The organism is Lysobacter sp. BMK333-48F3 (assembly GCF_019733395.1).
GTDB lineage: Bacteria > Pseudomonadota > Gammaproteobacteria > Xanthomonadales > Xanthomonadaceae > Lysobacter.
The window spans coordinates 2,690,730-2,715,559 of sequence record NZ_JAIHOO010000001.1 but is presented as its reverse complement, the minus strand read 5'-3'; the positions used below and the strand labels follow the sequence as shown (position 1 = coordinate 2,715,559).

27 protein-coding genes and 2 pseudogenes are annotated in these 24,830 nt (G+C 70.5%); 6 read left to right on the top strand and 23 right to left on the bottom strand.

What is annotated here, in order from left to right:
• Nucleotides 1-11: 11 nt before the first annotated feature.
• Entirely contained in the window at nt 12-881 is an 870-nt protein-coding gene (locus K4L06_RS11495; RefSeq protein ID WP_221671513.1) for a symmetrical bis(5'-nucleosyl)-tetraphosphatase, read from the top strand.
• An 8-nt stretch (nt 882-889) separates the two neighbouring features.
• Nucleotides 890-1,645 (top strand): DUF1287 domain-containing protein, encoded by a 756-nt coding sequence (locus K4L06_RS11490; protein ID WP_221671512.1) that lies wholly within the window; start codon nt 890-892, stop codon nt 1,643-1,645.
• A gap of 10 nt (nt 1,646-1,655) precedes the next feature.
• Here K4L06_RS11490 and K4L06_RS11485 read toward each other — a convergent pair whose 3' ends face one another.
• From K4L06_RS11485 to K4L06_RS22610, 4 genes are all read right to left on the bottom strand, one after another.
• Nucleotides 1,656-2,162: a dihydrofolate reductase gene (locus K4L06_RS11485; RefSeq protein WP_221671511.1), complete on the bottom strand. Its 507-nt coding sequence runs from the start codon at nt 2,160-2,162 to the stop codon at nt 1,656-1,658.
• A 79-nt stretch (nt 2,163-2,241) separates the two neighbouring features.
• Nucleotides 2,242-3,036: a thymidylate synthase gene (locus tag K4L06_RS11480; protein WP_221671510.1), complete on the bottom strand. Its 795-nt coding sequence runs from the start codon at nt 3,034-3,036 to the stop codon at nt 2,242-2,244.
• A 3-nt stretch (nt 3,037-3,039) separates the two neighbouring features.
• Entirely contained in the window at nt 3,040-3,936 is an 897-nt protein-coding gene (gene lgt / locus K4L06_RS11475; protein WP_221671509.1) for a prolipoprotein diacylglyceryl transferase, read from the bottom strand.
• Nucleotides 3,937-4,062: 126 nt separating this feature from the next.
• Nucleotides 4,063-4,488 (bottom strand): TPM domain-containing protein, encoded by a 426-nt coding sequence (locus K4L06_RS22610; RefSeq protein ID WP_343225817.1) that lies wholly within the window; start codon nt 4,486-4,488, stop codon nt 4,063-4,065.
• Here K4L06_RS22610 and K4L06_RS22785 point away from each other — a divergent pair.
• Nucleotides 4,475-4,837 (top strand): annotated as a pseudogene (locus K4L06_RS22785) (TPM domain-containing protein); the annotation flags it as partial. The gene K4L06_RS22610 and the pseudogene K4L06_RS22785 overlap by 14 nt on opposite strands.
• A 565-nt stretch (nt 4,838-5,402) precedes the next feature.
• Here K4L06_RS22785 and K4L06_RS11465 read toward each other — a convergent pair.
• The 10 genes and pseudogenes from K4L06_RS11465 to K4L06_RS11420 all read right to left on the bottom strand — a co-directional run.
• A pseudogene (locus K4L06_RS11465) lies at nt 5,403-5,858 on the bottom strand (TPM domain-containing protein); the annotation flags it as partial.
• A 7-nt stretch (nt 5,859-5,865) separates the two neighbouring features.
• Entirely contained in the window at nt 5,866-6,483 is a 618-nt protein-coding gene (locus K4L06_RS11460; protein ID WP_221671508.1) for a LemA family protein, read from the bottom strand.
• A 186-nt stretch (nt 6,484-6,669) separates the two neighbouring features.
• Complete coding sequence (locus K4L06_RS11455; RefSeq protein ID WP_221671507.1) at nt 6,670-7,404, bottom strand: TerC family protein; 735 nt, start codon at nt 7,402-7,404, stop codon at nt 6,670-6,672.
• Nucleotides 7,405-7,533: 129 nt separating this feature from the next.
• Nucleotides 7,534-7,929 (bottom strand): diacylglycerol kinase, encoded by a 396-nt coding sequence (locus K4L06_RS11450; protein WP_221671506.1) that lies wholly within the window; start codon nt 7,927-7,929, stop codon nt 7,534-7,536.
• Nucleotides 7,930-8,728: 799 nt separating this feature from the next.
• Nucleotides 8,729-9,946 (bottom strand): hypothetical protein, encoded by a 1,218-nt coding sequence (locus tag K4L06_RS11445; protein ID WP_221671505.1) that lies wholly within the window; start codon nt 9,944-9,946, stop codon nt 8,729-8,731.
• 91 nt (nt 9,947-10,037) lie between these two features.
• Nucleotides 10,038-11,276 (bottom strand): ABC transporter permease, encoded by a 1,239-nt coding sequence (locus tag K4L06_RS11440; RefSeq protein WP_221671504.1) that lies wholly within the window; start codon nt 11,274-11,276, stop codon nt 10,038-10,040.
• A complete protein-coding gene (locus K4L06_RS11435) occupies nt 11,273-12,022 on the bottom strand; it encodes an ABC transporter ATP-binding protein (protein ID WP_221671503.1) in 750 nt (249 codons plus the stop codon). Before K4L06_RS11435 ends, K4L06_RS11440 begins: the two co-directional genes overlap by 4 nt.
• The gene (locus tag K4L06_RS11430) at nt 12,019-13,605 is read right to left on the bottom strand and encodes an efflux RND transporter periplasmic adaptor subunit (protein WP_221671502.1); all 1,587 of its coding nucleotides are present in this window, start codon (nt 13,603-13,605) and stop codon (nt 12,019-12,021) included. The genes K4L06_RS11435 and K4L06_RS11430 overlap by 4 nt, the downstream gene beginning before the upstream one ends.
• A 221-nt stretch (nt 13,606-13,826) precedes the next feature.
• On the bottom strand, nt 13,827-15,149 hold the full coding sequence (locus K4L06_RS11425; RefSeq protein ID WP_221671501.1) for a HAMP domain-containing sensor histidine kinase: 1,323 nt from the start codon (nt 15,147-15,149) through the stop codon (nt 13,827-13,829).
• A 12-nt stretch (nt 15,150-15,161) separates the two neighbouring features.
• Entirely contained in the window at nt 15,162-15,872 is a 711-nt protein-coding gene (locus K4L06_RS11420) for a response regulator transcription factor (protein ID WP_064746936.1), read from the bottom strand.
• A gap of 103 nt (nt 15,873-15,975) precedes the next feature.
• Between K4L06_RS11420 and K4L06_RS11415 the strand changes: the two genes are divergently transcribed.
• Nucleotides 15,976-16,317, top strand: coding sequence for a DMT family protein (locus K4L06_RS11415; protein ID WP_221671500.1), 342 nt, complete (start codon nt 15,976-15,978; stop codon nt 16,315-16,317).
• 12 nt (nt 16,318-16,329) lie between these two features.
• Here K4L06_RS11415 and K4L06_RS11410 read toward each other — a convergent pair whose 3' ends face one another.
• The 7 genes from K4L06_RS11410 to nudE all read right to left on the bottom strand — a co-directional run bounded on the left by K4L06_RS11410 (nt 16,330) and on the right by nudE (nt 20,594).
• Nucleotides 16,330-16,911: a hypothetical protein gene (locus K4L06_RS11410; RefSeq protein ID WP_221671499.1), complete on the bottom strand. Its 582-nt coding sequence runs from the start codon at nt 16,909-16,911 to the stop codon at nt 16,330-16,332.
• Nucleotides 16,912-16,964: 53 nt separating this feature from the next.
• Nucleotides 16,965-17,270 carry a DUF962 domain-containing protein gene (locus K4L06_RS11405; protein ID WP_221671498.1) on the bottom strand — a complete coding sequence of 102 codons (306 nt, stop codon included), beginning with the start codon at nt 17,268-17,270 and terminating at the stop codon, nt 16,965-16,967.
• A gap of 79 nt (nt 17,271-17,349) precedes the next feature.
• Nucleotides 17,350-17,988: a hypothetical protein gene (locus tag K4L06_RS11400; protein ID WP_221671497.1), complete on the bottom strand. Its 639-nt coding sequence runs from the start codon at nt 17,986-17,988 to the stop codon at nt 17,350-17,352.
• A gap of 46 nt (nt 17,989-18,034) precedes the next feature.
• Entirely contained in the window at nt 18,035-18,361 is a 327-nt protein-coding gene (locus K4L06_RS11395; RefSeq protein ID WP_221671496.1) for a YnfA family protein, read from the bottom strand.
• 4 nt (nt 18,362-18,365) lie between these two features.
• On the bottom strand, nt 18,366-19,202 hold the full coding sequence (gene mazG / locus K4L06_RS11390; RefSeq protein ID WP_221671495.1) for a nucleoside triphosphate pyrophosphohydrolase: 837 nt from the start codon (nt 19,200-19,202) through the stop codon (nt 18,366-18,368).
• The gene (cysQ, locus tag K4L06_RS11385; RefSeq protein ID WP_221671494.1) at nt 19,195-20,028 is read right to left on the bottom strand and encodes a 3'(2'),5'-bisphosphate nucleotidase CysQ; all 834 of its coding nucleotides are present in this window, start codon (nt 20,026-20,028) and stop codon (nt 19,195-19,197) included. Before cysQ ends, mazG begins: the two co-directional genes overlap by 8 nt.
• A complete protein-coding gene (nudE, locus tag K4L06_RS11380) occupies nt 20,025-20,594 on the bottom strand; it encodes an ADP compounds hydrolase NudE (protein ID WP_221671493.1) in 570 nt (189 codons plus the stop codon). Before nudE ends, cysQ begins: the two co-directional genes overlap by 4 nt.
• Nucleotides 20,595-20,671: 77 nt before the next feature.
• Between nudE and bioA the strand changes: the two genes are divergently transcribed.
• Both bioA and K4L06_RS11370 read left to right on the top strand, forming a co-directional pair.
• A complete protein-coding gene (bioA, locus tag K4L06_RS11375; protein ID WP_221673604.1) occupies nt 20,672-22,075 on the top strand; it encodes an adenosylmethionine--8-amino-7-oxononanoate transaminase in 1,404 nt (467 codons plus the stop codon).
• Complete coding sequence (locus K4L06_RS11370; RefSeq protein WP_221671492.1) at nt 22,066-22,803, top strand: 16S rRNA (uracil(1498)-N(3))-methyltransferase; 738 nt, start codon at nt 22,066-22,068, stop codon at nt 22,801-22,803. The genes bioA and K4L06_RS11370 overlap by 10 nt, the downstream gene beginning before the upstream one ends.
• A gap of 405 nt (nt 22,804-23,208) precedes the next feature.
• On the opposite strand, the gene K4L06_RS11365 is transcribed toward K4L06_RS11370, so the two are convergent.
• Both K4L06_RS11365 and K4L06_RS11360 read right to left on the bottom strand, forming a co-directional pair.
• Nucleotides 23,209-24,309, bottom strand: a complete 1,101-nt coding sequence (locus K4L06_RS11365; RefSeq protein ID WP_343225754.1) for a heparan-alpha-glucosaminide N-acetyltransferase domain-containing protein — start codon at nt 24,307-24,309, stop codon at nt 23,209-23,211.
• The gene (locus K4L06_RS11360; protein ID WP_221671491.1) at nt 24,306-24,812 is read right to left on the bottom strand and encodes a chemotaxis protein CheW; all 507 of its coding nucleotides are present in this window, start codon (nt 24,810-24,812) and stop codon (nt 24,306-24,308) included. The genes K4L06_RS11365 and K4L06_RS11360 overlap by 4 nt, the downstream gene beginning before the upstream one ends.
• Between the last annotated feature and the right edge of the window lie 18 nt (nt 24,813-24,830).

The window sequence follows — 24,830 nt, the reverse complement described above, 5'->3', positions numbered from 1 at the left end:
GCGGATCGTCTATGAGCGTTTGGGCTATCGGCGACCTGCAAGGCTGCTACGACGCGACCCAGCGGCTGCTGGAGCGGATCGCGTTCGATCCGGCGCGCGACACGCTGTGGTTCTGCGGCGACCTGGTCAACCGCGGCGGCCAGTCGCTTGAGACCTTGCGCCTGGTGCACTCGCTGCGCCAGAACAGCATCGTCGTGCTCGGCAACCACGACCTGTCGCTGCTGGCGATCGGCGAGCGCACCGAGGAAGAACAGCGCAAGGTCAACCCCGACCTGCAGCGCATCGTCCTGGCCGAGGACCGCAACGAACTGCTGGGCTGGCTGCGCAGCCAGAAGCTGGTCCACGCCGACCGCAAGCTCGGCTGGATGATGGTCCACGCCGGCCTGGCGCCGAAATGGACCACCGGCATGGCCGAACGCCATGCGCGCGAGGTCGAGGAGCGCCTGCACGGCGACCAGTACCGGCGCCTTCTGAAGAACATGTACGGCGATCGCCCGGCCTGGAATCCCAAGCTGGCCGGGATCGACCGCCATCGCGCGATCATCAACGTCTTCACCCGCCTGCGTTACTGCACGCCGCGCGGCCGGATCGCGTTCGAGGACAAGGGCAGCCCCGGCACCCAGCCGGTCGGCCTCTACCCCTGGTACGAAGTGCCGGGCCGGGCCGAGCGCGACCTCAAGATCGTCTGCGGCCACTGGTCCACCCTGGGCTTGTTCATCGGCCACGGCGTGCACGCGATCGACACCGGCGCGGTCTGGGGCGGCAAGCTCACCGCGTTGCAACTGGACACCGACGAGCTGCGCCTGGTCCAGGTGCCGGGCCGCGACGTGCCGGCGCAACCGCCGCGACCGCGCCCGCCGCGCCCGCCGCAGGGCGGCTGAGCCGGATCATGCACCCACCGCGCCACGGACGGCGTCGCCTCGCGCAACGGCAGCGCCGATCGCCCGCCGGGGCGGCCGCGCTGCTCGCCGTCGCCCTGCTCGCCGCCTGCTCGCGCGATCCGGCGCCGCCGCCCGGGCGCCGGGTCGAAGTCCGGGTCCAGCCTGCGCCCGCATCCGCCGCGACCGAACCCGCGCCGCCCTGGGTCGCAGCGGCGCGCGCCCAGATCGGCGTGACCCGGTACTACGATCCGGCCTACGTGCGCCTGGCCTACCCCGGCGGCGACGTCGCCGCCGACCGCGGCGTGTGCACCGACGTGGTGATCCGCGCCCTGCGCAGCCAGGGCCTGGACCTGCAGCAGGCCGTGCACGAGGACATGCGCGCGGACTTCGCCGCCTACCCGAAGCTATGGGGCGCGGCCGGCACCGACCGCAGCATCGACCACCGCCGGGTGCCCAACCTGCGGCGCTGGTTCGAACGCCAGCGCTGGTCGCGTCCGCCGAGCGAGCGCGCCGGCGACTACCGCGCCGGCGACCTGGTGACCTGGACCCTGCCGGGCGGACTGCCGCACATCGGCATCGTCTCCGAACGCCGCGGCTGGAGCGGCCGGCCGCTGATCCTGCACAACATCGCCCGCGGCACCCAGGAAGAAGATCTGCTGTTCGCTTATCCGATCAGCGGCCATTACCGGCCGCGGCCGCAGGACATCGCCGCCTGGGCCCGGCGCGCCGACGCCGGCGCGCAAACCGCCGCCGCGGCGCAGTAGCGCCGGACGCTCAGTCCATGCCGACGCGCAGGTAGTCGACGAACTCGAAGGCGAACTCGTTGCGCGCATCGGCCGCATGCGACTCGCGCCCGGTCACCCGCCATTCCTCGCGGTCGAAGCGCGGGAAATAGGCGTCGGCGTTGTCGACCTCGGTATCGACCCAGGTCAGGTGCAGTTGCGCCGCCGCCGGCAGGCACAGCGCATAGACCTCGCCGCCGCCGATCACGCACAGCTCCGCCGCGCCTTCGGCCTGCACGCCCTGGACCGCTTCCTCGACCGAGCCGACCGGTTCCATGCCCGGAAACGGCGCCCGCGCCGAACGGGTCAGGACCAGGTTGCGCCGGCCCGGCAGCGCGCGCCCCAGCGACAACGCGGTCTTGCGCCCCATCAGCAAGGGCTTGCCCAGGGTCAGGGCCTTGAAGCGCTTGAGATCGTCGGCCAGCCGCCACGGCAGGGCGTTGTCGCGGCCGATGGCGAGCTTGCGGTCGAGGGCGGCGATCAGTACCAGTCGGGTCATGCGCGCGGGCTCCGTAAACAGGGGCGGACGGCGGCCTCGGGGCGGGCCGCGCAAGGCCTCGGCCGAGCGCGGGCGCCGCTCAGACCGCAACCGGCGCCTTGATCGCCGGCCACGGGTCGTAGCCCTCGATCGCGATGTCGTCGTAGCCGAACTCGAACACGTCGCGGATCTGCGGATTGAGCTTCAGCGTCGGCAGCGCGCGCGGCGCGCGCGCGAGCTGCTCGCGCGCCTGTTCGAAGTGGTTCGAATACAGATGCGCGTCGCCGAGGGTGTGGACGAAATCGCCGACGCCCAGGCCGCAGGCCTGCGCGACCATGTGGGTCAGCAAGGCGTAGCTGGCGATGTTGAACGGCACGCCGAGGAAGATGTCGCCGCTGCGCTGGTACAGCTGGCAGCTGAGCTTGCCGTCGACCACGTAGAACTGGAACAGCGCGTGGCAGGGCATCAGCGCCATCCGCGGCAGGTCGGCGACGTTCCAGGCGCTGACGATCAGCCGCCGCGAATCCGGATTGCGCTTGATCTCGTCGATCACCCAGCGGATCTGATCGACCTCGACCCCGTCGGCGCCGGACCAGCGCCGCCACTGCTTGCCGTATACCGGGCCCAGCTCGCCGTCGGCGTCGGCCCACTCGTCCCAGATGCTGACCTTGTTCTGCTTGAGGTAGGCGATGTTGGTCTCGCCCTTCAGGAACCACAGCAGCTCGTGCACGATCGAGCGCAGGTGCAGCTTCTTGGTCGTGACCAGCGGGAAACCCTGGTTCAGATCGAAGCGCATCTGCCAGCCGAACACGCTGCGGGTGCCGGTGCCGGTGCGGTCGGACTTGTCGCTGCCGCGCTCCAGCACATGACCCAGCAGATCGAGATACGCCTGCATGGCTCAGCCCTTCGCCGGTTCGGCCGCAGCCGGCAGTTGCGGTTGCAAGGTCGGCGAACGGGTCGACAGCCACAGCCAGAACAGGCCGAGCACGATCAACGGCAGGCTCAGCACCTGGCCCATGGTCAGCCAACCGAACGCCAGATAGCCGTGGTCGCCGATCTGCGCGTCGGGCACGCGGACGAATTCGACCAGGAAGCGGAAGCAGCCGTACAGCAGCGCGAACAGGCCGGACACCGCGTAGCGCGGACGCGGCTTGCGCGAGAACCACCACAGCGCCAGGAACATGACCAAGCCTTCCAGCGCCGCCTGGTACAGCTGCGAAGGATGACGGGCGAAGCGCTCCAGCGCGCCGGCGGCGAACTGGGTCTGCAACTGCTCGCTGGTCCAGCCGGCGAACTCCGGCGCGCGCGGGAAGATCACTCCCCAGCCGGCCTCGGTGGGCTTGCCCCACAACTCGCCGCCGATGTAGTTGCCGAGCCGGCCGAAGCCCAGCCCCGGCGGCACCAGCGGGGCGATGAAATCCATGCTGTCGAAGAAATGGGTGCGGTGCCGGCGCGACCACCAGAGCACCGCGGCCATGACCCCGAGCAGGCCGCCGTGGAAGCTCATGCCGCCTTCCCAGATCCGGAACAGCATCAACGGATCCTTGGCCAGCTCGGCGAAGTTGTAGAACAGCACGTAGCCGATGCGCCCGCCGAGCACCACGCCGAGCATGGCGTAGAACAGCAGATCGCCGTAGGCCTGTTCGCCGACCCCGGGCAGGCGCCCGGCGCGGACCCGCTGCCGGCCCAGCCACCAGGCGGTGACGAAGCCGAGCAGATACATGATCCCGTACCAGTGGACTTGCAGCGGGCCCAGGCTCAGGGCGATCGGATCGATCTGGTGCAGGATGATCATGCGGCGGGGACGGCTCGGGGGACGATGACCGTCGTATTGTGCCCGACCGGGCCTGTACCCGGGGTGCCGGTTGCGGCCGCTGCGCGCCGCCCGGCGGTGCGGTTTCGAAGCCCGCTGCGGACCTGGTTACAACAGCACCGGCCGGTCCGGCAGCTCGTTGCCGGCGGACGCGCGGTCGGCCGGATCGCGCGGGAAATGTTCGGCGACGATCTCGCTCAAGGCGGCGATGCCGGCCAGCACCGCGGGTTCGGCCTCGCCCGCGGCCAGGCCGCGCTGGATCGCATCGCAGACCGCCTGCCAGCGCTCGTCGCCGACCCGCGCCGCATAGCCGCGGTCGGCGACGATTTCGATCCGGTGCTCGGCCAGCAGCAGGTACAGCAGGACGCCGCTGTTGCCGGCGGTGTCCCACACGCCCAGGCCGGCGAACGCCGCCCGCGCCGCCTCGCGCGCATCGCGCCCGGCCCATAGCGCGCGCCAGGACAGCCGCTCTTCGACCGCGAAGCAGACCTGGCCGCGATGGCGCGCCTCGCCGGCGGCGATCGCCGCGGCGATCGCCGCCGGCGAGGCGCGCCATCGCGGCCAGGTCTGCTTCGCGGTCGAAGAGCGGCTGTCCTGGCGCGCGCTATGGGCCGGGCGCGATGCGCGCGAGGCGGCGCGGGCGGCGTTCGCCGGCCTGGGCGTGTGGGACACCGCCGGCAACAGCGGCGTCCTGCTGTACCTGCTGCTGGCCGAGCACCGGATCGAAATCGTCGCCGACCGCGGCTATGCGGCGCGGGTCGGCGACGAGCGCTGGCAGGCGGTCTGCGATGCGATCCAGCGCGGCCTGGCCGCGGGCGAGGCCGAACCCGCGGTGCTGGCCGGCATCGCCGCCTTGAGCGAGATCGTCGCCGAACATTTCCCGCGCGGTCGGCCGGATCGCGCGGGAAATGTTCGGCGACGATCTCGCTCAAGGCGGCGATGCCGGCCAGCACCGCGGGTTCGGCCTCGCCCGCGGCCAGGCCGCGCTGGATCGCATCGCAGACCGCCTGCCAGCGCTCGTCGCCGACCCGCGCCGCATAGCCGCGGTCGGCGACGATTTCGATCCGGTGCTCGGCCAGCAGCAGGTACAGCAGGACGCCGCTGTTGCCGGCGGTGTCCCACACGCCCAGGCCGGCGAACAGGCCGATCAGGGCGCACAGGCCGACCAGCCACCAGGCCAGCGACAACAGCCAGGCGACGCCGCCGACCACCGCGGCGGTGATCGCCCCGCGCAGCAGCGCCGGCAGCCGGCCGAGCAAGGCGCGCACGAACTGGGCGCCGAACACGGCGATGAACACCGCCAGCAGCCAGCCGTCGCCGCCGTCCTCGCCGCCTCCGCCCTGGCCGGAGGCCATCGGCGCCGGCAGCGGTTCGCCGTCGATCAGCCGCACCAGCATCGCGGTGGCCTCGCTCAGGCCGCCGGCGTAGTCGCCGCTGCGGAATCGGGGCGCCAGGTATTCCTGGATGATGCGTCCGGACTGGGCGTCGGTGATCGCGCCCTCCAAGCCGTAGCCGACTTCGATCCGCACCCGCCGGTCGTCCTTGGCCACCACCAGCAGCACGCCGTCGTCGACGCCCTTGCGGCCGAGGCGGAACTGCTCGTAGGCGCGCACCGCATAGGCGGCGATGTCTTCCGGCGCGGTGGTCGGCACCATCAACACCTGCAACTGGCTGCCCTTGCGCCGCTGCAGCTCGCGCGCCTGCGCTTCCAGGCGCGCGCGGGCGTCGGCGTCGAGGGTCGCGGTGGTGTCGACCACCGGCGAGGTCAGCGCCGGGATCGGTTGCAGGGCCTGCGCCCGCAACGGCCCAGGCAGGCTCGTCAGCGCGAGCAGCCACAGTCCGGCCAGCAACGCCGCCAGAGCGCTGCGGCCGCGACGCGGGAGGATTGCGGCGGACGCCGCCATCGGCGGCTCAGCCCTGCGACGGCGCCGGCTGCGCCTGGGCGGGCGCGGCGGGCTGGCCGAAATCGACCTTCGGCGCCTGCTGGATTTCGGCCTCGTTCTCGACCGTGAAGTTGGGCTTGGTGGCGTAGCCGAACAGCTTGGCGGTGAGGTTGGTCGGGAACTGGCGGATGTAGGTGTTGTAGTCCTGGACCGCGCCGATATAGCGCTGGCGCTCGACCGCGATCCGGTTCTCGGTGCCTTCCAGCTGGGTCTGCAGGCTCAGGAAACTCTGGTCGGCCTTGAGCTGCGGGTAGTTCTCGCTGACCACCAGCAGCCGGCCGATCGCGCCGCGCAGTTCGCCCTGGGCCTGCTCGAACTGCTTCAGCGAGGCCGGATCGTCGGCGTTGACGTTGATGCTGCCGACCTTGGCCCGGGCCTCGGTGACCTGGGTCAGCACCTGCTGCTCGTGGCTGGCGTAGCCGCGCACGGTCGCGACCAGGTTCGGCACCAGGTCGGCGCGGCGCTTGTAGACGTTGAGCACCTGCGACCAGGCCGCGGTCACCGCTTCGTCCTTCTGCTGGATGCTGTTGTAGCCGCAGCCGCTGAGCAGCGCGGTCAACGCAAGCACGATCAAGGCACGGAACATGGCGCGGCTCCTGGTTGCGCGGGCGACGGCCGCATTGCAGCACCCGCCCCGGGGCGGACGCAATGGACGCGGTGTGACGACAGGGACGGAGGGGGTTAAGTGTGCTTAACCCCCTCCGCCCCCAAACGACGAAGGCCGGCAATCGCTTGCCGGCCTTCGCCTGGACGCTGCGCGGTGCGGCGGCGCTTACTCGGTGCTGAGCCGCAGGGTGGCGCGGCGGCGGGCCCACAGGTTCAGGCACTCGACCAAAGCCGAGAAGCCCATCGCGCCGTAGATATAGCCCTTCGGGATGTGGATCTCGAAGCCGTCGGCGATCAGATACACGCCGACCAGGACGATGAAGGCCAGCGCCAGCATCTTGATGGTCGGATTGTTGTCGATGAAATGGCCCAGCGGCTTGGCCGCCAGCAGCATCACGCCGACCGCGAGCAGGATCGCGGCGACCATCACCGGGGTGTGGTTGGCCATGCCGACCGCGGCGATCACCGAGTCCAGCGAGAACACGATGTCGATCACCGCGATCTGCGCGATCACCATCATGAACGACGCCGCCGGCTTGGTGTGCACGTCCTCGGACTCGTCCTCGCCGGCGATCAGGTCCTTGATCTCCATCGCCCCCTTCACCAGCAGGAAGGCGCCGCCCAGGATCAGCACCAGGTCGCGCACCGAAATGCCCTGTCCGAACACGTGGAACAGATCGCTGGTCAGCCCGGCCAGCCAGGCCAGGGTCAGCAGCAGGGCGATACGGCTGATGCAGGCCACCGCGATGCCGAACTTGCGCGCTTTCTCGCGCTGGTCGAACGGCAGCTTGCTGACCGCGATCGAGATGAACACCAGGTTGTCGATGCCGAGCACGATCTCGATCGCGCTCAGGGTGATCAGGGTGATCCAGACTTGCGGATCGGTCAGCAATTCAATCACGTGGGGCCTGCCTCAAAGAATGTCGATAACGGAAAACCCGCGGCGCGAACCGCGGTCGGCGCGCCGCGAGGCGCGCCTGCGGCCGCGGGGGCGGCCGGAAGAAACACGGAACCGGCGCCGTCCCGGCGCTCAGCCCATCAGATGGGTCCACAGCCGCGGGCCGAGAATCGCGGCCCAGGTCAGCAGCACGTTCATCAACAGCACGAACACCGCCGCCGAGCCCATGTCCTTGGCGCGCCCGGCCAGCTCGTGGAACTCCGGGCCGTAGCGCTCGATCACCGCCTCGACCGCCGAGTTGAGCAGTTCCACGCTCAACACCAGCAGGATCGAACCGATCAGCAGCGACCGCTCGACCCCGGTTTGGCCGAAGTACCAGCCCACCGGCGCCAGGACCAGGAACAGGTAGACCTCGAGCCGGAACGAGGATTCGTGCAGCCAGGCCGCCCGCAGCCCCTGGAACGACCAGGTCGCGGCCTTCAGGATCCGTCCCGGACCGCGCGGCAGGTGCCCGTATTCGTCAGCCATGCCGGCGCTCCGTCGTCGCGATCGTGCTGCGGCAGCACGGGCGTTCGGGAGGGAACGGCGCGGCGATGGGCATGGCAGAGGATCTCGATGGCAGGCCGGACGGCCAGGCGGACGCGGCCGAAACCGCTACGGCCGGGGATTTTGCCACAAGCCCGATGACCCTGCCCCCGCGGCGGCGGCCGCCCGGCCCGTCGGCGGCCCCGGGGTCCAGGCCGCGGCGCATACCGCCGGAACCGAGGCAGCGACGATGACCGGCCCGGCCGCAGCCATCGCATCCGCGACAACAGCCGCCCTTGCCCTTGCCCTTGCCCTTGCCGTTGCCGTTGCCGTTGCCGTTGCCGTTGCCGCGAACAGCTTGGCGCAGAACCGACCTCGCGAGGACAAAAGCAGCCCCGGAGGGCGGGCCGCAGGGATGCGGCCCGTGCGCAGCCAGGCCAGGGATGGCCTGTGCGGAGCAGCCCCGCGCGAGCCTCGTCCCATAGTGGCTTTTGACTCGAAACAGCCATGGCGTTTTCTTTGGTTACTTTCTTTGTCGCCTTGGACAAAGAAAGTGACCCGGCCGCTTGCGGACGGAAGCTTTGCTTTTGAAGCCTTCGAATACAGACGCCGCGAGACCGCAGCAGCGCGGTCGCGGCTTACGCCGCTCCTACAGGGGCTTAGGACAAAGACACGGCGAACGGGCGAGAGCGCGGTCGCGGCTTGCGCCGCTCCTACAGGGGGCGCAGGACAAAGACGCGGCGAACGGACGAGATGGCGGTCGTGGCTTGTGACCGAAGGAAATCCCTGCGGGGCGCCGCTCCTACAGGGAGGCGGGCGGTTTCGCGGCGGCGATGTCGCGCTGCCAATAGCCGCGCAGTTGCTCGCGCTGGCGCGGGCTCAGGCTCTCGACGCAGGCCGCCAGCAGCGCGTCGGCACCGGCGCCATCGCCGCCCGCCCGGGTCTCGCGCGCCGCCTCCAGCAAGGCCCGCCGGCGCACGTCCAGATTGCCGAACGGATCGAACCAGGAATCCACCCGCGCCGCGTCCTTGACCCCGGTCCAGGCGAAACCCGCCGCACCGGCCTCGGCGGCGAGAGCGCGATAGCCGGCGATCGCCGCGTCGCGGCCGATCCGGCCCTGCAGCCGGTCCAGGCGCAGCCGGAACAAGCGCGACTGCGGCGTGGCGCCGGCGGCTTCCAGCGCGGCGACCGCGCGGCCGACATAGGCGTAATCCACCGCACCGCTCGCGGCCTGCACGCCGAGCAGATTGAAGCTGGCGACGGCGGTCCGGTACTCGAGCCGGTCGTGCGCCTCGACGGCTCGCGCGTCGGGCCGTCCCAGTGACGACGGCTGGACCAGGCGCAGGCCGGGCTGCTCGGCGAGAATCGCCTCGATGTCGTGCTTGTGGAACTCGCCGATCACCACCACCACCGTGCCGCCCGGATGCGCGCGCGCCGCCGCGGCGATGCGTTGCGCCTGCAGATAAGTGCGGTAGAGATACAACCGGCGCGGCAGGTCGTGCCTGGCGCGCGCCGCCGGCGTCGCCGCCCAGGTCCTGACCTTGTCCAGCCGGGCCGGATCGTCGGCATGGAAGAAGTCGCGCTGCAAGGCCTCCTGACCGAAACTCAGAAAGCCCATGAAGCCCTTGAGCGGACGCAGTTCCGGCGGCGCGTCCAGGGCCAGGCCGAAGCCCAGCTTCTGGTCCTCGACCGGCGGCTCCCAATCGATCGGGCACAACGCGATGCCGTGGCGGCGCGCGAACGGCACCGCCACGTCCTGGGCCTCGTAGGTGAACTCGTAGAAATCGCCGCGGGCGAACGCCTCGGGCGTGCGCTCGATGCAGATCGCATCGGGCCGGGCCCGGTCCAGGAACGCATCCAGCGCGGCCGGGCGGTCGCGCTCGGACACCAGCTGCACGCCGTGGTCGACGCCGAGCACGATCACCCTCGTCGCGGCCGCCGCGCCCGGCGCCGGCGTCGGCGCCGCGCCGAACACGAACAACGGCCACAGCCACAGCACCGCCAGCCACCGCTTGCTCATGTGCGCTCCGCTCCGGGTCGTCGCCGGCACGATGGCACGGCGCGCCGGTGCGCGCCCGTGCCTGTGGTCGTAGTCGCGCGCGCGGCGCGGCTCACTGCTGGCGCAGCGCCTCGATCGGATCCAGCTGCGAGGCCTTGCGCGCCGGGTAATAGCCGAAGAACAGGCCGGTGGCGATCGAGAACCCCGCCGCCAGGCCGATCACCTGGCCGTTCAAGGCCACCGGCAGGGCGCCGAACTTGCTCACCAGCAAGGTGCCGACCACGCCGATCGCGATGCCCAGCGCGCCGCCGATCAGCGAGATCAGCATCGCCTCGGCCAGGAACTGGCGGCGGATGTCGCCGGGGCCGGCGCCGACCGCCATGCGCAGGCCGATTTCGCGGATCCGCTCGGTCACCGAGACCAGCATGATGTTCATGATGCCGATGCCGCCGACGATCAGCGAAATCGTCGCCACCGCACCGAGCAGCAGCGACATCAGCCGGGTGGTCTGGGTGCGGGTCGCGACCACTTCGGCGATGTTGCGCACGCTGAAATCGTCGTCGGCGCCGGGCTGGATCCGGTGGCGCTGGCGCAGCAGGCTTTCGATCTGCTCCTGCGCGTAGGCCACGTCCTCGGCGCGGCCCACCCCGACCGCGATCTGCATCACCGCGCCGGTCGGCAGGCCCATCGCGCCGAGCAGGCGCCGGCGCCCGGTCTCCAGCGGCACCAGCACCACGTCGTCCTGGTCCTGGCCGAAGCCGCCCTGGCCCTTGGGCTTGAGCGTGCCGACCACGGTGAACGGCACCCGGCCCAGGCGCACGGTCTGGCCGATCGCGTCCTCGTCGCCGAACAGTTCGCGGCGCACGGTCTCGCCGAGGATCACCGACTTGGCGCCGCTGCCGTAGTCGCGCGCTTCGAACGCAGCGCCGGAAGCGATGCTCCAGCCGTTGATGTCGAAGAAGTCGGCCTGCACGCCCTGCCACTGGGTCGACCAGTTGTTCTCCGCGTACACCGCCTGGGTGCCGCCGCGCAGCGACGCGGCGACGTATTGCACCTCGCCGATCTCGTTGCCGATCGCCTCGGCGTCGGCTTCGGTGAGAGTGAAGAAGCTCGACGCGCTCAGGCGCACGCCGCCGCTGCCGCGGCCGCCGCCGCCCGAGCTGATGTCGAGCCGGTTCGAGCCCAGCCCCGACACCAGCTTGTCGATTTCCGACTGGGTGCCCTGCCCGACCGAGACCATCACGATCACCGCGGCGATGCCGATGATCACGCCCAGCGAAGTGAGCGCGCTGCGCAGCCAATTGCCGCGCAGAGCGAACACCGCGGTGCGCAGCACTTCGAAGAAGTTCATCGCTCCAGGTCTCGCTGTTGCTGTTGCTGTTGCTGTTGCTGTTGCTCCCGTTCCTGCTCGTGCAGCTCGCCGTCGCGCATGACGAAGGTGCGGCCGGCGTGCGCGGCCACGTCCGGGTCGTGGGTGATCAGCACCACGGTGTGGTCTTCGGCCTGCAGGCGCTTGAACAGGGCCAGGATCTCCTCGCCGGTGCGGGTGTCGAGCGCGCCGGTCGGTTCGTCGGCGAGCAGGATCGGCGGCCGGTTGATCAGCGCGCGGGCGATCGCCACGCGCTGCTGCTGGCCGCCGGACAGCTCGCTCGGCCGGTGCCCGGCGCGGCCGCCCAGGCCGACCGCTTCCAGCGCCGCCTGGGCGCGCTGCAAGCGTTCCTCGCGCGGCACGTTGGCATAGCCCATCGGCATGGCCACGTTCTCCAGCGCGTTCATCCGCGGCAGCAGGTTGAAGCCCTGGAACACGAAGCCGATCTTGTCGCGGCGCAGGATCGCGCGCTCTTCCGCGTCCAGGCTGGCGACGTCGACGCCGTCGCACAGATAGGTGCCGCTGCTGGGCGTATCCAGGCAGCCGATCAGGTTCATCAGAGTCGACTTGCCCGAACCCGACGGCCCCATGATCGCGACGAACTCGCCGCGCGCGATCGACAGATCGACGCCGTGCAAGGCGATCACCTCGGCCTCGCTGCCGGGCGAATAGACCTTGCCCAGCGCGCGGGTCTCGATCACCGGATGGGTGTCGGCGAACTCGCTCATGGAGCGGTGCGTCCGCTGCCGACCACGATCTCGTCGCCTTCGCGCACGTTGCCGGAAACCTCGGTCCAGCTGCCGTCGCTGACCCCGACCCGCACCACCACCGGCTCGGGCTTGCCGCCGGCCAGCTTGTACAGCGGCACCCGGCGCGCGGTCACCAGGTTGGCGATCTCGGCGTCCCAGCGCGCGCGCTGGCCGTCGTCGAGCAGGCCGCGGAAGGCGCCGAACTGTTGGTTGAAGCGTTCCAGCACGCGCTGGCGCGCGGCGCCGGACATCGCGCCGCCGCTGCGGTTGCGGTTGTTGTTGCCGCCGCCACCGCCGCCGCCCGGCCCGCGGCCGCCGATGATGATCGGCGCGCCGCCGCCCGGCGGCCCGCCCGCGCTGGCCGCCGGCGCCGCGGTGCGCGCGGCCATGCGCTGCTTCATCTGCGCCAGGGCGGCGTCGAACGCGGCCTGCTGTTCGGCGGTCAGCTTCAGCGCCTGCGCCACCTGCGGCAGATCGTTGCCGAGGCCGCCGCGCACGCCGCCGTTCGGGCCGGCGTTGCCGGCGCCGGCGGCGTCTTCGTCGGCCGGCTTGTAGCGCAGCGCGGCGTTGCTGACCCGCAGCACGCCGTCGCGGCGGCTGACTTCGATCTCGGCGTTGGCGGTCATGCCCGGCAGCAGCGCGCCGTCGGGGTTGTCGACCGAGACCACCACCGGATAGGTGATGACGTTGCTGGTGTTGGTCGCCGACAGCCGCACCTGCTGCACCTGGCCGCGGAAGCGCCGGTCGGGGAAGGAGTCGACGGTGAAGTTCACCCCCTGGCCGGCCTTGACCTGGCCGATGTCGGCCTCGTCGATCGCCAGCACGATCTCCATCTTCGACAGGTCCTCGGCGATCTGGAACAGCACCGGTGACTGCAGGCTGGCGGCCACGGTCTGGCCGGGCTCGACGCTGCGGGTCAGGACCACGCCGTCGACCGGCGCGCGGATCACCGTGCGCTGCAGGTTGAGCCGGGTGGTCTGGGTCGAGGCGATCTGCTGCTGGATCTGGGCCTGGGCGCCGTTGAGCTGGGCGCGGGCCTGGTCGCGCGCGGCGCGGGCCAGGTCGGCGTCGCTGCGCGAGACCAGTTGCTTGGCCGCCAGTTCGGCCTTGCGCTGGTAGTCGAGTTCGGCGTTGCGCAGGGTGGCCTGGGCGGTGGCGAGGCCGGCGCGCGCGTTCTCGATCTGCGCCGAGCCCTGGGCGATCTGCGCCTCGTAGGTGGCCGGGTCGATGCGCGCGATCACCTGGCCCTTGCTGACCCGGTCGTTGTAATCGACCAGCACGTCGGTGACCTGGCCGGAGATCTGGCTGCCGACGTCGACGGTCGAGATCGCCGCCAGCGCGCCGGTGGCCGAGATCGCCACCCGGATGTCGCCGCGCTCGATCTTGGCGGTGCGGTAGGCGCCGGCCGCTTCGGCGGCGTTGTGCTTGCGGTAGTAGTACCAGCCGCCGCCGGCCAGCGCCGCCAGCACCGCCGCGATCAGCAGCCGTTGCGGCCAGGGCGACTTGCGCGGCCGCGCGGCGGCAGTCGGTCGGGACGGGGAGGACGGCTTGGCTGCGCTCATGAGGCTGGTTTCGATGGTTATGCAGGCGCCAACGCACGAGGCTGAATGCGGTTGACACCGGCGCGGGCGGCGACGACGGCACGGACGCGGCGGCGCAGCGACGGTTCAGCCGGGATCGAAGCGGCGGCACCGTCGCGCCGAAGCGCACGAACGATTCTGCCCAAGGATTCGGATCGCGGCGAAACCGTCGCAGGCGCCGGCGTCCGGCGCGGGCGCGACGTTCAGAGTTCGGGCCGGCGCGGCGGCGGGCCGAAGCTGACGGTGGCGCTGCCGGGACGGAACCGGATCACCGCGGTGGTGCCCTGGCCCGGCGCGCTGGTCAGGGTCACCGGCCAGCCGAAGCGCTCGCCCAGCCGGCGCACGATCGACAGGCCCATGCCCTTGCCGTCGCCGGAGGAGAAATCGGCGCGGTAGAACGGAGTGAAGGCCTTGGTCAGGGTCTCCACCGACATGCCGATGCCGGTGTCGCGGATCTCGACGCTGTCGCGGCTCAGGCGCACGTCGATCCGGCCCTGGTCGGTGAAGCGCACCGCGTTGCTGAGCAGGTTGCCGATCATCACCCCCAGCGCATGCGGCGGCGCGACCAGGCGCGGCCCGCCCTCGTCGTACAGGTGCAGCTCGACCGGCTTGCCGTTGAGCAGCGGCAGCAGCCGTTCCATCTCGTTGTCGACGATGTCGCGCACCGCGAACTCTTCCGACTGCGGCTCGACGTCGGATTCGCGGGCCAGGATCAGGAAGGCGTCGATCACCGCCTCCATGTCGCGGCCGGCGCGCTGCACCCGCAGCAGCGATCGCTGCGCGCGCACCGGCGTGTCCGGGTCGGCCAGCATCAGGTCGGTGGCGACCCGGATCACCGTCAGCGGGGTGCGCAGCTCGTGGCTGGCGTCGCGGGTGAAGTCGCGCTCGCGCTGGACGAAGTCGCTGACCCGTTCGGCCAGGCCGCTGAGCGCGCTCGACAGCCGGCGCACTTCGCTGCCGGGGTCGTAGGGGAACTTGATCGGCTCGATCAGGCTGGTGTCGGGATCGCGCGGGTCCCATTGGCTGACCACGTTGGCCAGCCAGCTGACCGGCGAGACCAGGCGCTTGGAGGTGCGGTAGGTGTGCCAGGAGATCAGGTAGGTGGTCAGCAGCGAGAACAGCAGCGAGAACAGGCCGGTGTAGAGGATCGCCTCGTCGATCAGGTCGGTGGCGTAGATCATGTAGAAGGTGCCGGCTTCGCGCCGGTCCACCAGCACCACCCGGCCGCCGCCGGGCAGGTTGTGCAGCCCCGAATCGACGTTGCGGATCCCCAGCGGCAACTGCGAGTCGTTGCCGCCGGCGGCGACGAAGTGGCCGCGGGTGGTCGAGGTCCGCGGCAAGGGGTAGTTCGGGTCGCGCTCGCGCCCGGCCCAGTAGTCGTCGGCTTCGCGCTGCATGCGCTGCTCGAGCACCACGTGGCGCACCGCCAACCCCGCCAGGAGAATGCCCAGCGTGATCGCGACGCTGCCGATCAAGGCCTGCAGGATGAAAGCAAGCTTGATCTTGCGCGGTAACCCTTGCGGCACGGTGTCGATAGGTCAGTCCGGCGGCTGCGAGATGTCCGCAACGCGATAGCCGGCGCTCTGCACCGTATGCAGCAGTTGCTTGTCGAAAGGTTTGTCGATGGTCTTGCGCAGATTGTAGAGATGGCTGCGCAAGGTGTCCGAGTCGGGCAAGCCGTTGCCCCAGATCTCGCGCTCGATCTCCTGCCGGCTGACCACGCGCGGCGACTCGCGCATCAGGATGGTCAAAAGGCGCAGGCCGATCGGCGAGAGTTGCAGTTCGCTGCCGCCGCGGGTCACCCGCAGGCTGGCCGGGTCCAGCACCAGGTCGGCGACCTTGAGCACCTCGCCGCCGACCTGGCGGCGTTCGCGCCGGATCAGGGCGCGCAGGCGCGCTTCCAGTTCCTGGATCGCGAACGGCTTGGTCAGGTAGTCGTCGGCGCCGGCGCTGAGGCCGGTCAGCTTCTCGTCCAGGGTGTCGCGTGCGGTCAGCATCAGCACCGGGGTCGACTTGCGGGCCTCTTCACGCAGCTTCTTGCATACCTCGATGCCGTCCATGCGCGGCAGCATCAGGTCGAGCACCACCACGTCGTAACTGTTCTCGGTGGCGAGGCGGTAGCCGTCCACGCCGTCGGCGGCGTAATCGACCTCGAATCCGCGACTTTCCAGATATTCGCCGACCATTTCGGAGATGTTGCGGTTGTCTTCGACGATGAGGACCAGGCCCCCGTCTCTCGTACCCTGCATACAGCCTCTCCATTCCTTCAGTTTTGTGAAGGTTGCCCTCGCCAAGGTGGACGGCCCGTGAAGGCCCCCGCTACGCTGGGCGATCCACTCCGGAACTCGCCGTATGCTTGCCGACCGTCTGTATCCGATCTTGCTGTTGCTCGGCTCGAATGTCTTTATGACTTTCGCCTGGTACGGACATCTGAAGTACAAGTCCTCGCCGCTGACCGTCGCCATCGCGGTCAGCTGGGGCATCGCCCTGTTCGAGTACTGCCTGCAGGTGCCGGCCAACCGGCTCGGCAGCGCGGTGTATTCGGCGCCGCAGCTCAAGGGCATGCAGGAAGTGATCACCCTGCTGGTGTTCGCCGGCTTCTCCGCCTGGTATCTCGGCGAGCCCTTGAAGTGGAACCATTGGGCCGGCTTCGCCCTGATCGTGGTCGCGGCCTGGCTGATCTTCCTGGATTGAGCCAGCAGCGGCTCAGGGCCCGCACAGCGACTCCACCCGCACCGGCGCCTGCCAGCGCCCGGCCGCGCTGACCAGGGTCAGGTGACCGACCCATACGCTGCGGGTGCTGGCCCCATCCATCGCCTCGCGCGCCTGGCGCATGCGCGCGGGCGCGACCTCGGTCCAGGCGCCGTCGTTCTCCACCCACAGGCGCGGCGCGCGCAAACGCAGGCTCGCGGAAACGCCTTGCCTGGACGCCGACCAACGCAGCAGCGTCTCGCCGCTCAGCGCCGCGCTTTCGACGTCGCCGGCCGGCGGCACGCGGCGCAGCGCCAACGGGCGCCCGGCCAACGACAGATACAGGGTCGGCCAGCGATCGAGGTCGGCGAGTTCGTCCTCGGCGCTGCGCCAGATCGTGGCGATCGTGTCCTCGCCGTCGGCCGCGCGCGGGTTCTCGCCGACCAGGCGGATCGAGACGATAGGACAGGTCTTGCTGTCCATCGCCTCGGCCAGCCAGGCGGACTTGCGCATCGGCCGGTCCGGCGCCGCGGCCGGCGACGCCAACGACGGCAGCGCGGCCAGGAGCAGCGCGCAGCCGAACACAGTGGACTTCATCGCGATCGTCCTTGAAAGCGCCGCCGCAGGCGCGCGCGGCGGCCGGTGGAAACTCAGAATTTGATCCTGCCGGTCAGGATGTCCTTGAACATCACCCAGTCGCCGACGAAGGAGTACAGCGGGTGCTTGAACGTCGCCGGCCGGTTCTTCTCGAAGAAGAAATGCCCGACCCAGGCGAAGCCGTAGCCGCACACCAGCGCCGCCAGCAGCAGCCAAGGCCGCCCCTGCGCGATCGCCAGCGCGAGCAGCAACAAGACTCCGCAACTGCCGACGAAGTGCAGCCGGCGGCTGGTGCGGTTGCTGTGCTCGCTGAGATAGAACGGGTAGAACTCGCGGAAACTGGCGAAACGCTCGGCCATGGTCCCTCCGGTCGTGGCGCATCCGTACCGTTCGATCCTGAACCCGCTCGGGCGGCGAATCAAGTACCCGCCTCGGCGCCTAGTCGGCGCGGCCGCCGAACAAACCGTCCTCGCGCAGCGAGCTGCGTTTCTTGGCCTCGAACAACTCCTGTACCGGAGTTCCGCTCAGGCAATAGGCGCGATTGCCGACCAATCTGAAATGACGACGCGCGAACAACTTCCTGCGCGTGGCGCTCGACCATTCCTCCCGCAGCGGATGAAAGGCCGCTTCGGCGAATGCGATCGGCCTGGCCTCAGCGACGCCGCGGCGGGCCCGCGCATTGTTTTCGCCCACCGGGCCGCAACCGGCCCAGCCACCGTCCGCGGTCCGGAACACGGGGTAGTACTGGTACTTGTGCTGGTAGTAGGTATCGCCGACCCGTGAAACGAACAGCAACGAGTTCGCCACGCCTGAAAACCCAGGCCAGCCGTAGTGATCGTAGGCCTCGAAAGCGACGACCTCGCCGCGGTAACTGCCGTGCAGCACCTGGCGGATGCGGAACCGGGCCTTGAAAGCGGCGTCCATCAGCAGTTCGTTCAGTCCCAGGACCGGCTCGAACCGCTTCACCGATATCCGCTCGCCGACGAAAACGAGCAGATCGTCCTCCGCCGCGGCGTGCGCCCGCCCGCTACCCAGGCACAAGACCGCCAGCGCGAGCCCCAGAATCAAACAACGCACGCGTCCCCCTTGTCCATCGGTACACGCGCCGCTCGCAGGCTTCGGCTCAAGCGCCGCGCGGCGCAAACATGATCACCGCCATGCCGGCCAGGCACAGCCCGGCGCCGAGCAGGTCCCAGCGCGTCGGCCGCACCGCGTCGACCCACCACAGCCAGAAGATCGCGACGCTGACGTAGACCCCGCCGTAGGCCGCGTAGACCCGCCCCGATGCGGTCGGATGCAGGGTCAGCAGCCAGGCGAACGCGGCCAGCGCGGCCGCGGCCGGCAACAGCAGCCAGGCGCTGCCGGCCTTGCGCAACCATAGATACGGCAGGTAACAGCCGACGATCTCCGCCAGCGCGGTCAGCACGAACAGCGCCAGGGTCTTGAGCATGCGCTCAGTCGTCGCGTTCGGCGCGCTTGGCCTGGTCCCAGTACGCGTCCTGGCCTTCCAGCGGCAGCTCGGCCAGGGACAGGCCGTCCTGCGCCGCCAGCACTTCCATGCTGCGGAAGCGGCGTTCGAACTTCAGGTTGGCGCGGCGCAGCGCGGCGCCGACGTCGACCTTGCCGTGGCGGGCGAGATTGGCGCAGACGAACAGCAGGTCGCCGATCTCGTCCTCCAGCCGGTCGCGCGCCTGCGCGTCGTCCGGCGCGGCGGCGACCGCGTCGAATTCGACCCGCACTTCCTCGATCTCTTCGTGCAGCTTGGCGATCACCGGGCGCACGTCGGGCCAGTCGAAGCCGACCGTGGCGGCGCGCTTTTGCAGCTTCACCGCGCGCTGCCATTCCGGCAGTCCGCGGGCGATGCCGGCCAGCACCGAGGTGTCGGCCTCGCCCGCCGCCTCGCGCTCGCGCCGCTTCTGTTCTTCCCAGGCCACGGTCTGGGCCTCGGAGTCCTCGAAGCTGGCGTCGCCGAACACATGCGGATGCCGGCGCACCATCTTGTCGCTGATCGCCGCGACCACGTCGTCGAAGGCGAACGCGCCCTGCTCCTCGGCCATCCGCGCATGGAACACCACTTGCAACAGCAGGTCGCCGAGTTCGTCCTTGAGCGAGGCCAGGTCCTGGCGGTCGATCGCGTCGGCGACTTCGTAGGCTTCCTCGATCGTGTACGGCGCGATCGTGGCGAAGGTCTGTTCGATGTCCCAGGGGCAACCGCCGTCGCGGTCGCGCAGCCGGGCCATGATCGCCAGCAGGCCGGCGATGCCCGGCGGCAGTTGCAGTACTTCAGCCATCGAGCCACTCCTTCCACGGCAGATCGCGATCGCCGAGGGCGACGAAGTCGCCGTTGAGAATATGCGCGCGCTGGTTGTAGCGGAACGGCCGTCCCTGCGGGTCCACCAGCGCGCCGCCGGCGGCCTCGAGCACGCATTGGCCGGCGGCGGTGTCCCACTCGCTGGTCGGGCCGAAGCGCGGATACAGGTCCAGTTCGCCTTCGGCGATGCGGCAGAACTTCAGCGACGAGCCGAGGCTGACCATGCGGATGCCGTCCGGCGCGGCGCGATGCGCGCGGACCATGAATTGTTCGCTGTGCTCGCTGAAATGCGAGCGGCTGGCAGCCACCCGCAGCGGCCGCGCCGCCGGCGAACGCACCCGGATCTCGCGCTCGGCGTCGCCGTCGCGGCGATACGCCGGGCCGCCGCGCTGGGCGTGCCACAGCGCGCCCCCGACCGGCGCCAGCACCAGGCCGAACACCGCCACGCCCTGGTCGATCAGGGCCAGGTTGACCGAGAACTCGCCGTTGCGCTTGACGAACTCGCGGGTGCCGTCGAGCGGATCGACCAGCCACAGCCGCGGCCAGGCGCGGCGCTGCTCGGCATCGACCTCGTGCGCGGACTCTTCCGACAGCACCGGAATGTCCGGAGTCAGCTCGGCCAGTCCGTCGAGGATCAGATGATGCGCGGCCAGGTCGGCCGCGGTGACCGGCGAGGCGTCGGACTTGCGCTCGACTTCGAACTCGCCGTCGTAGACCTGCAGGATCGCCGCGGCCGCGGCGCGGGCGATCGAAATCGCGCCCTCGACCTGGGCCGCGGACAGCAGCGGCGCGGGCGCCGCGCTCATGCCGCCGGCTCCGGATGCGGCTGGCCGTTGCGCAGCCATTCGCGGGCGATGAACAGCGCGGCGATGCTGCGGCCTTCGGAGAAGTCTTCGCGCAGGATCAGCTCGTGCAGGTCGTCGAGCTTCCACGGCACCACTTCGAGTTCCTCCGGCTCGTCGCCGGGCAGACGCTCGGGGTAGAGATCGCGCGCCAGCACCAGTTGCGCCTGATGGCTCATATAGGTCGGCGCCAGGGTCAGCGAGCGCAGCACGGTCAGCGAACGCGCGCCGTAGCCGGCCTCTTCCTTGAGCTCGCGGTCGGCGGCCTGCAGCGCGGTCTCGCCTTCGTCGATCCGGCCCTTGACCAGGCCCAGCTCGTAACGGTGCACGCCGGCGGCGTATTCGCGCACCAGCAGCACGGTGTCCTCGTCCAGCATCGGCACTACCACCACCGCGCCGTGGCCGCGGCCGTGCAGGCGCTCGTAGCGACGGCGTTCGCCGTTGGAGAACTCCAGGTCGAGCCGTTCCAGCCGGTACGGGCCGGCCTCGTGCTCGGTGATCTGGTGGATGATCGGCAGCCGCCGGGTCATGGCGCGGCTCCGGGCATGAGCGGGGAGCGGAAAGGCACGATAATGGGGGAATGCGAGAGATCACTCACGACCCCACGATGCTAACAGAGCCGGGCGCCGCCGACGCGGCGCAGGCCTGGCGCGAACGCGATCTGGCGGTGCTGTGGCACCCCTGCACCCAGATGCGCGAACACCCCCACACCCTGCCCTTGCTGCCGATCGCCAGCGGCCGCGGCCCGTGGCTGATCGGTCGCGACGGGCGCCGCTATCTGGATGCGATTTCCAGTTGGTGGACCAACCTGTTCGGCCACGCCGAGCCGCGCATCGCCGAGGCCATCGCGACCCAGGCGCGTACCCTGGAACACGTGATCCTGGCCGGCTGCTCGCATGCGCCGGCGGTGGAACTGGCCGAGCGCCTGCTGGCGATCGCGCCGCGCCAGGACGGGCGCGCGCCGCTGAGCAAGGTGTTCTACGCCGACAACGGCTCGGCCGGGGTCGAGGTGGCGCTGAAGATGGCCTTCCACTGGTTCCGCAACCGCGGCGTCGAGGGTCGGACCAAGTTCATCGCCCTGGAGAACGGCTACCACGGCGAGACCCTGGGCGCGCTGGCGGTCGGCGATATCCCGCTGTACCGGCGCATCTACGCGCCGCTGCTGGCCGAGGCCCTGTTCGCGCCATCGCCGGACGCCTACCTGGCCGAGCCGGGCCAGAGCCCGGCCGAACGCGCCCAGGTCGCCGCCGCGGCTTTGCGCGATCTGCTCGAACGCCATGCCGGCGAAGTCTGCGCGCTGATCCTGGAGCCGCGGGTGCAGTGCGCCGGCGGCATGCGCATGCACGACCCGTCCTATCTGCGCCTGGCGCGCGAGCTGTGCGACGCGCACGGGGTGTTCCTGATCGCCGACGAGATCGCGGTCGGCTTCGGCCGCACCGGCACGATGTTCGCGAGCGAACAGGCCGGGGTCATGCCGGACCTGCTGTGCCTGTCCAAGGGCCTGACCGGCGGCGCGCTGCCGCTGGCGGCGGTGCTGACCACCCAATCGATCTACGACGGCTTCCTCGACGACTCGCGCGAACGCGCCTTCCTGCATTCGCACAGCTACACCGGCAATCCGCTGGCCTGCGCCGCGGCGCTGGCCACGCTGGACATCTTCCGCGACGACGACGTGGTGGTGCGCAACCGCGCCATCGCCGCGCGCATGGCCCGCGCCGCGGCCGAGTTCGCCGGCCATCCGCAGGTCGCCGACGTGCGCCAGGCCGGCATGATCGTCGCCTTCGAGCTGACCCGCGGCGGCGACAAGCGCAGCCCGTTCGACCCGGCGGCGCGGATCGGCCTGCGCGCCTACCGCGCCGCGCTCGAACGCGGCGTGCTGCTGCGCCCGCTCGGCGACACCCTGTACTGGATGCCGCCGTACTCGATCGACGAAGAAGCGCTGGAGCTGCTCGCCCGCACTACCCGCGAGGCGATCGACCACGCCGTGCAGGAGGCCGCCGCATGCGCCTGACCCGAGTCCATGTCGACGCCGATCTGGGCGCCGGCCGCGAGATCGTGCTGCCGGAAGCGCCGGCCACCCATTTGGCGCGGGTGCTGCGGCATCAGGTCGGCGATGCCTGCGTGCTGTTCAACGGCGACGGCAACGACTACCACGGCCGCATTGTCGCGCTGGGCAAGCGCGAGCTGCGGGTGGCGATCGAGTCGGTGCAAGCGGTCGAGCGCGAATCGCCGCTGCAGTTGGTGCTGCTGCAGGGCATCGCCCGCGGCGAGAAGATGGACCTGATCCTGCAGAAAGCGACCGAGCTCGGCGTGGCCCAGGTGCAGCCGCTGTGGTCGCAGCGCAGCGAGGTCAAGCTCGACGAGGCGCGCGCGGAGAAACGCCTGACGCATTGGCGCAGCGTGGTCGCCTCGGCCTGCGAACAAAGCGGCCGCGCGCGCGTGCCGCAGGTCGCCGCGCCGCGCGCGCTGGCGGCGACCCTGGCGGCGCTGTCTCCGGGCGGGCTGCGCCTGATCCTGGACCCCGAGGGCGAACTGGCCTTCGCCACGCTCGCGGTCGACCTGTCCGCGCCGGTGGTCCTGGCGATCGGCCCGGAAGGCGGCTGGTCGCCGCTGGACCGCCAGCAACTGCGCGACGCCGGGTTCCAGGGCCTGCGCCTGGGGCCGCGCATCCTGCGCACCGAAACCGCCGGCCTGGCCGCGATCGCGGCGCTGCAGGCGCGGTTCGGCGATCTGGCTTGAACCGCTCGGAGCGGTTTGCCGACTCGGCAGGCGGCCTATGAGCGAACAGTCGGGGACGAGCTTTCGTCGCGCTGGAGAGCGAAAAGCAAATCCCCCCTAGCCCCCCTTTTTCAAAGGGGGGAACCGCAACGCGGCGAACTGCTGTTTCCCCCTTTGAAGGGAGGGAACGGCAACGCGGCGAACGGCTGTTGCCCCCACTGAAAGGAGGCAACGGCAACGCGGCGAACGGCTGTTGCCCCCTTTGAAAAAGGGGGCGGCGCCTGCGCAGCGGGCGCGGGGGATTTGCTGTTGCTGTTGCTGTTGCTGTTGCTGTCGCTGTTGCTGTCGCTGTCGCTGTCGCTGTCGCTGTCGCTGTCGCCGAGGCTATCGCGGTCGCCGTCTGCCGCAACCCACCGGCAGCTGCACTCAGATCTTGAAATAGATCCGGCGCCGGTCGAGTACGGTCACCACGCCCCACCACAGCGCGACGAAGACCAGGGCGAAGGCCAACGACGGCAGGTACGGCCCGAAGCGCGGCGTCATCCAGTCGGCGAAGCCGTGGCGGTAGATCGGTTCCAACCAGCCCAGCCCGATCAACGCGTACAGCAGCAGGGCCGAGCCGGCGTAGGCGGCGATCGCGTTGACGCCGAAGCTGCGCCCCAGCGGCGGCCAACCGCGCACGTCGATCAGGCAGTGGCACAGGGCCAGGATCCAGCACGACCAGCCGCCGGCCCACAGCACGTAGGCCGGGGTCCACAGGTTCTTGTTGATCGGCTGCCACTGCCCCAGCACCCAGCCCGCAGCCAGCGCCAACGCGCCGGCCGCCAACAGGGCGCGCAGATCGCCGTGGCGCAGCCAATCGCCGGCGCGCAGGCCGAGCACGGTGGTGGCCAGGGCGCCCAGGGTCGAGACCAGGCCTTCGGGATCGTGGCCGCGGCCGCTGGCCGGATCGATCTGGTACACGTGGACGCCGAACAACGCATAGTCGAGGCGACTGGCGATGTTCTCGAACGGCGCATAGCTGCCGCCTCCGGCGAGCAGCCAGGCATAGCCGCCGAGCAAGGCCGCGAAGCCGAGCCATTGCGCTCGCGCCGGCAGATACAGCGCGATCAGCGCCGCTGCGGCGAAACACAGGCCGATCCGCTGCAGCACGCCGGGCAGGCGCAAGGCCTCGTGCCCGGTCGCCCACATCGCGCACAGGTGCAGCAGCAGGCCCAGGCCGACGATGCGCGCGGCTCGCCACAGCGCAGGACGCAACAACGTCGCCGGTGCGGCGCCGGCTTCGCGTCGCGGCATCAGCGCAAGCGAAATCGATACCCCGACGATGAACAAAAACATCGGGAACACCAGGTCGGTCGGAGTGAAGCCGTGCCATTGCGCGTGCAGCAGCGGCGCGTAGACATGGCTCCAGTCGCCTGGATTGTTGACCAGCAGCATCGCCGCGACGGTCAGGCCGCGCAGCGCATCGACCGAGGCGTAGCGCTTGGGCGCGCTCGCTGGCTGCGCCTGCGCGGCGTCGCGGTTCACGCCGCCTGCGCGAGCGCTTCGCCGATCAAGGCCTCGACCGCTTCCAGGTCGGGCAGCAGGGCGCGGTCGTCGTTGAGCAGCACGCGCGCCTGCACGCCGTGCGGGAGGATTTCGTCTTCGACCCCGTCGACCAGCAAGGTCTGGCTCGACACCGTCACCAGGCGCGGGAAGCCCTGGGTCAGCAGGGCGAAGTAAGGCAGGCGCGAGGCCGCGCTGAGCGCCTTGAGCACGACCACCTTGCTGCCCAGGCCGCCCTGTTCGGAGGCCAGCCCGGACAGTTCGCCGAACGCGATCAACGGCAGCTGCCAGCCGCGCCAGCGGATCCGGCCCAGCAACCAGCGCGGCGCGCCTTCGACCGGCGCCGGCGGCGCGTACGACAACACCTCGGCGATGGTCGCGTTGGGCAGCAGCAGACGCGCGCCGGCCACCTGGATCAACACGCCGCGGATGTCGGCCTGGCTTGCGCTTTCGGTGGCCGGGTGTTGCTGGTCGTCGTTCGACATCGCTCGCGTCCTCGCCGC

Coding starts and splice junctions, on each gene's coding strand:
- K4L06_RS11405 (WP_221671498.1), bottom strand. CDS start 17,270: ATGGCCGAGCGTTTCGCCAGTTTCCGCGAGTTCTACCCGTTCTATCTC.
- K4L06_RS11435 (WP_221671503.1), bottom strand. CDS start 12,022: ATGAGCGAGTTCGCCGACACCCATCCGGTGATCGAGACCCGCGCGCTG.
- K4L06_RS11460 (WP_221671508.1), bottom strand. CDS start 6,483: ATGTTCCGTGCCTTGATCGTGCTTGCGTTGACCGCGCTGCTCAGCGGC.
- K4L06_RS11410 (WP_221671499.1), bottom strand. CDS start 16,911: ATGAAGTCCACTGTGTTCGGCTGCGCGCTGCTCCTGGCCGCGCTGCCG.
- K4L06_RS11415 (WP_221671500.1), top strand. CDS start 15,976: ATGCTTGCCGACCGTCTGTATCCGATCTTGCTGTTGCTCGGCTCGAAT.
- K4L06_RS11480 (WP_221671510.1), bottom strand. CDS start 3,036: ATGCAGGCGTATCTCGATCTGCTGGGTCATGTGCTGGAGCGCGGCAGC.
- K4L06_RS11420 (WP_064746936.1), bottom strand. CDS start 15,872: ATGCAGGGTACGAGAGACGGGGGCCTGGTCCTCATCGTCGAAGACAAC.
- nudE (WP_221671493.1), bottom strand. CDS start 20,594: ATGACCCGGCGGCTGCCGATCATCCACCAGATCACCGAGCACGAGGCC.
- K4L06_RS11485 (WP_221671511.1), bottom strand. CDS start 2,162: ATGACCCGACTGGTACTGATCGCCGCCCTCGACCGCAAGCTCGCCATC.
- K4L06_RS11370 (WP_221671492.1), top strand. CDS start 22,066: ATGCGCCTGACCCGAGTCCATGTCGACGCCGATCTGGGCGCCGGCCGC.
- K4L06_RS11445 (WP_221671505.1), bottom strand. CDS start 9,946: ATGAGCAAGCGGTGGCTGGCGGTGCTGTGGCTGTGGCCGTTGTTCGTG.
- K4L06_RS11440 (WP_221671504.1), bottom strand. CDS start 11,276: ATGAACTTCTTCGAAGTGCTGCGCACCGCGGTGTTCGCTCTGCGCGGC.
- K4L06_RS11430 (WP_221671502.1), bottom strand. CDS start 13,605: ATGAGCGCAGCCAAGCCGTCCTCCCCGTCCCGACCGACTGCCGCCGCG.
- K4L06_RS11490 (WP_221671512.1), top strand. CDS start 890: ATGCACCCACCGCGCCACGGACGGCGTCGCCTCGCGCAACGGCAGCGC.
- K4L06_RS11450 (WP_221671506.1), bottom strand. CDS start 7,929: ATGGCTGACGAATACGGGCACCTGCCGCGCGGTCCGGGACGGATCCTG.
- K4L06_RS11495 (WP_221671513.1), top strand. CDS start 12: ATGAGCGTTTGGGCTATCGGCGACCTGCAAGGCTGCTACGACGCGACC.
- K4L06_RS11360 (WP_221671491.1), bottom strand. CDS start 24,812: ATGTCGAACGACGACCAGCAACACCCGGCCACCGAAAGCGCAAGCCAG.
- bioA (WP_221673604.1), top strand. CDS start 20,672: ATGCTAACAGAGCCGGGCGCCGCCGACGCGGCGCAGGCCTGGCGCGAA.
- lgt (WP_221671509.1), bottom strand. CDS start 3,936: ATGATCATCCTGCACCAGATCGATCCGATCGCCCTGAGCCTGGGCCCG.
- K4L06_RS11395 (WP_221671496.1), bottom strand. CDS start 18,361: ATGCTCAAGACCCTGGCGCTGTTCGTGCTGACCGCGCTGGCGGAGATC.
- mazG (WP_221671495.1), bottom strand. CDS start 19,202: ATGGCTGAAGTACTGCAACTGCCGCCGGGCATCGCCGGCCTGCTGGCG.
- cysQ (WP_221671494.1), bottom strand. CDS start 20,028: ATGAGCGCGGCGCCCGCGCCGCTGCTGTCCGCGGCCCAGGTCGAGGGC.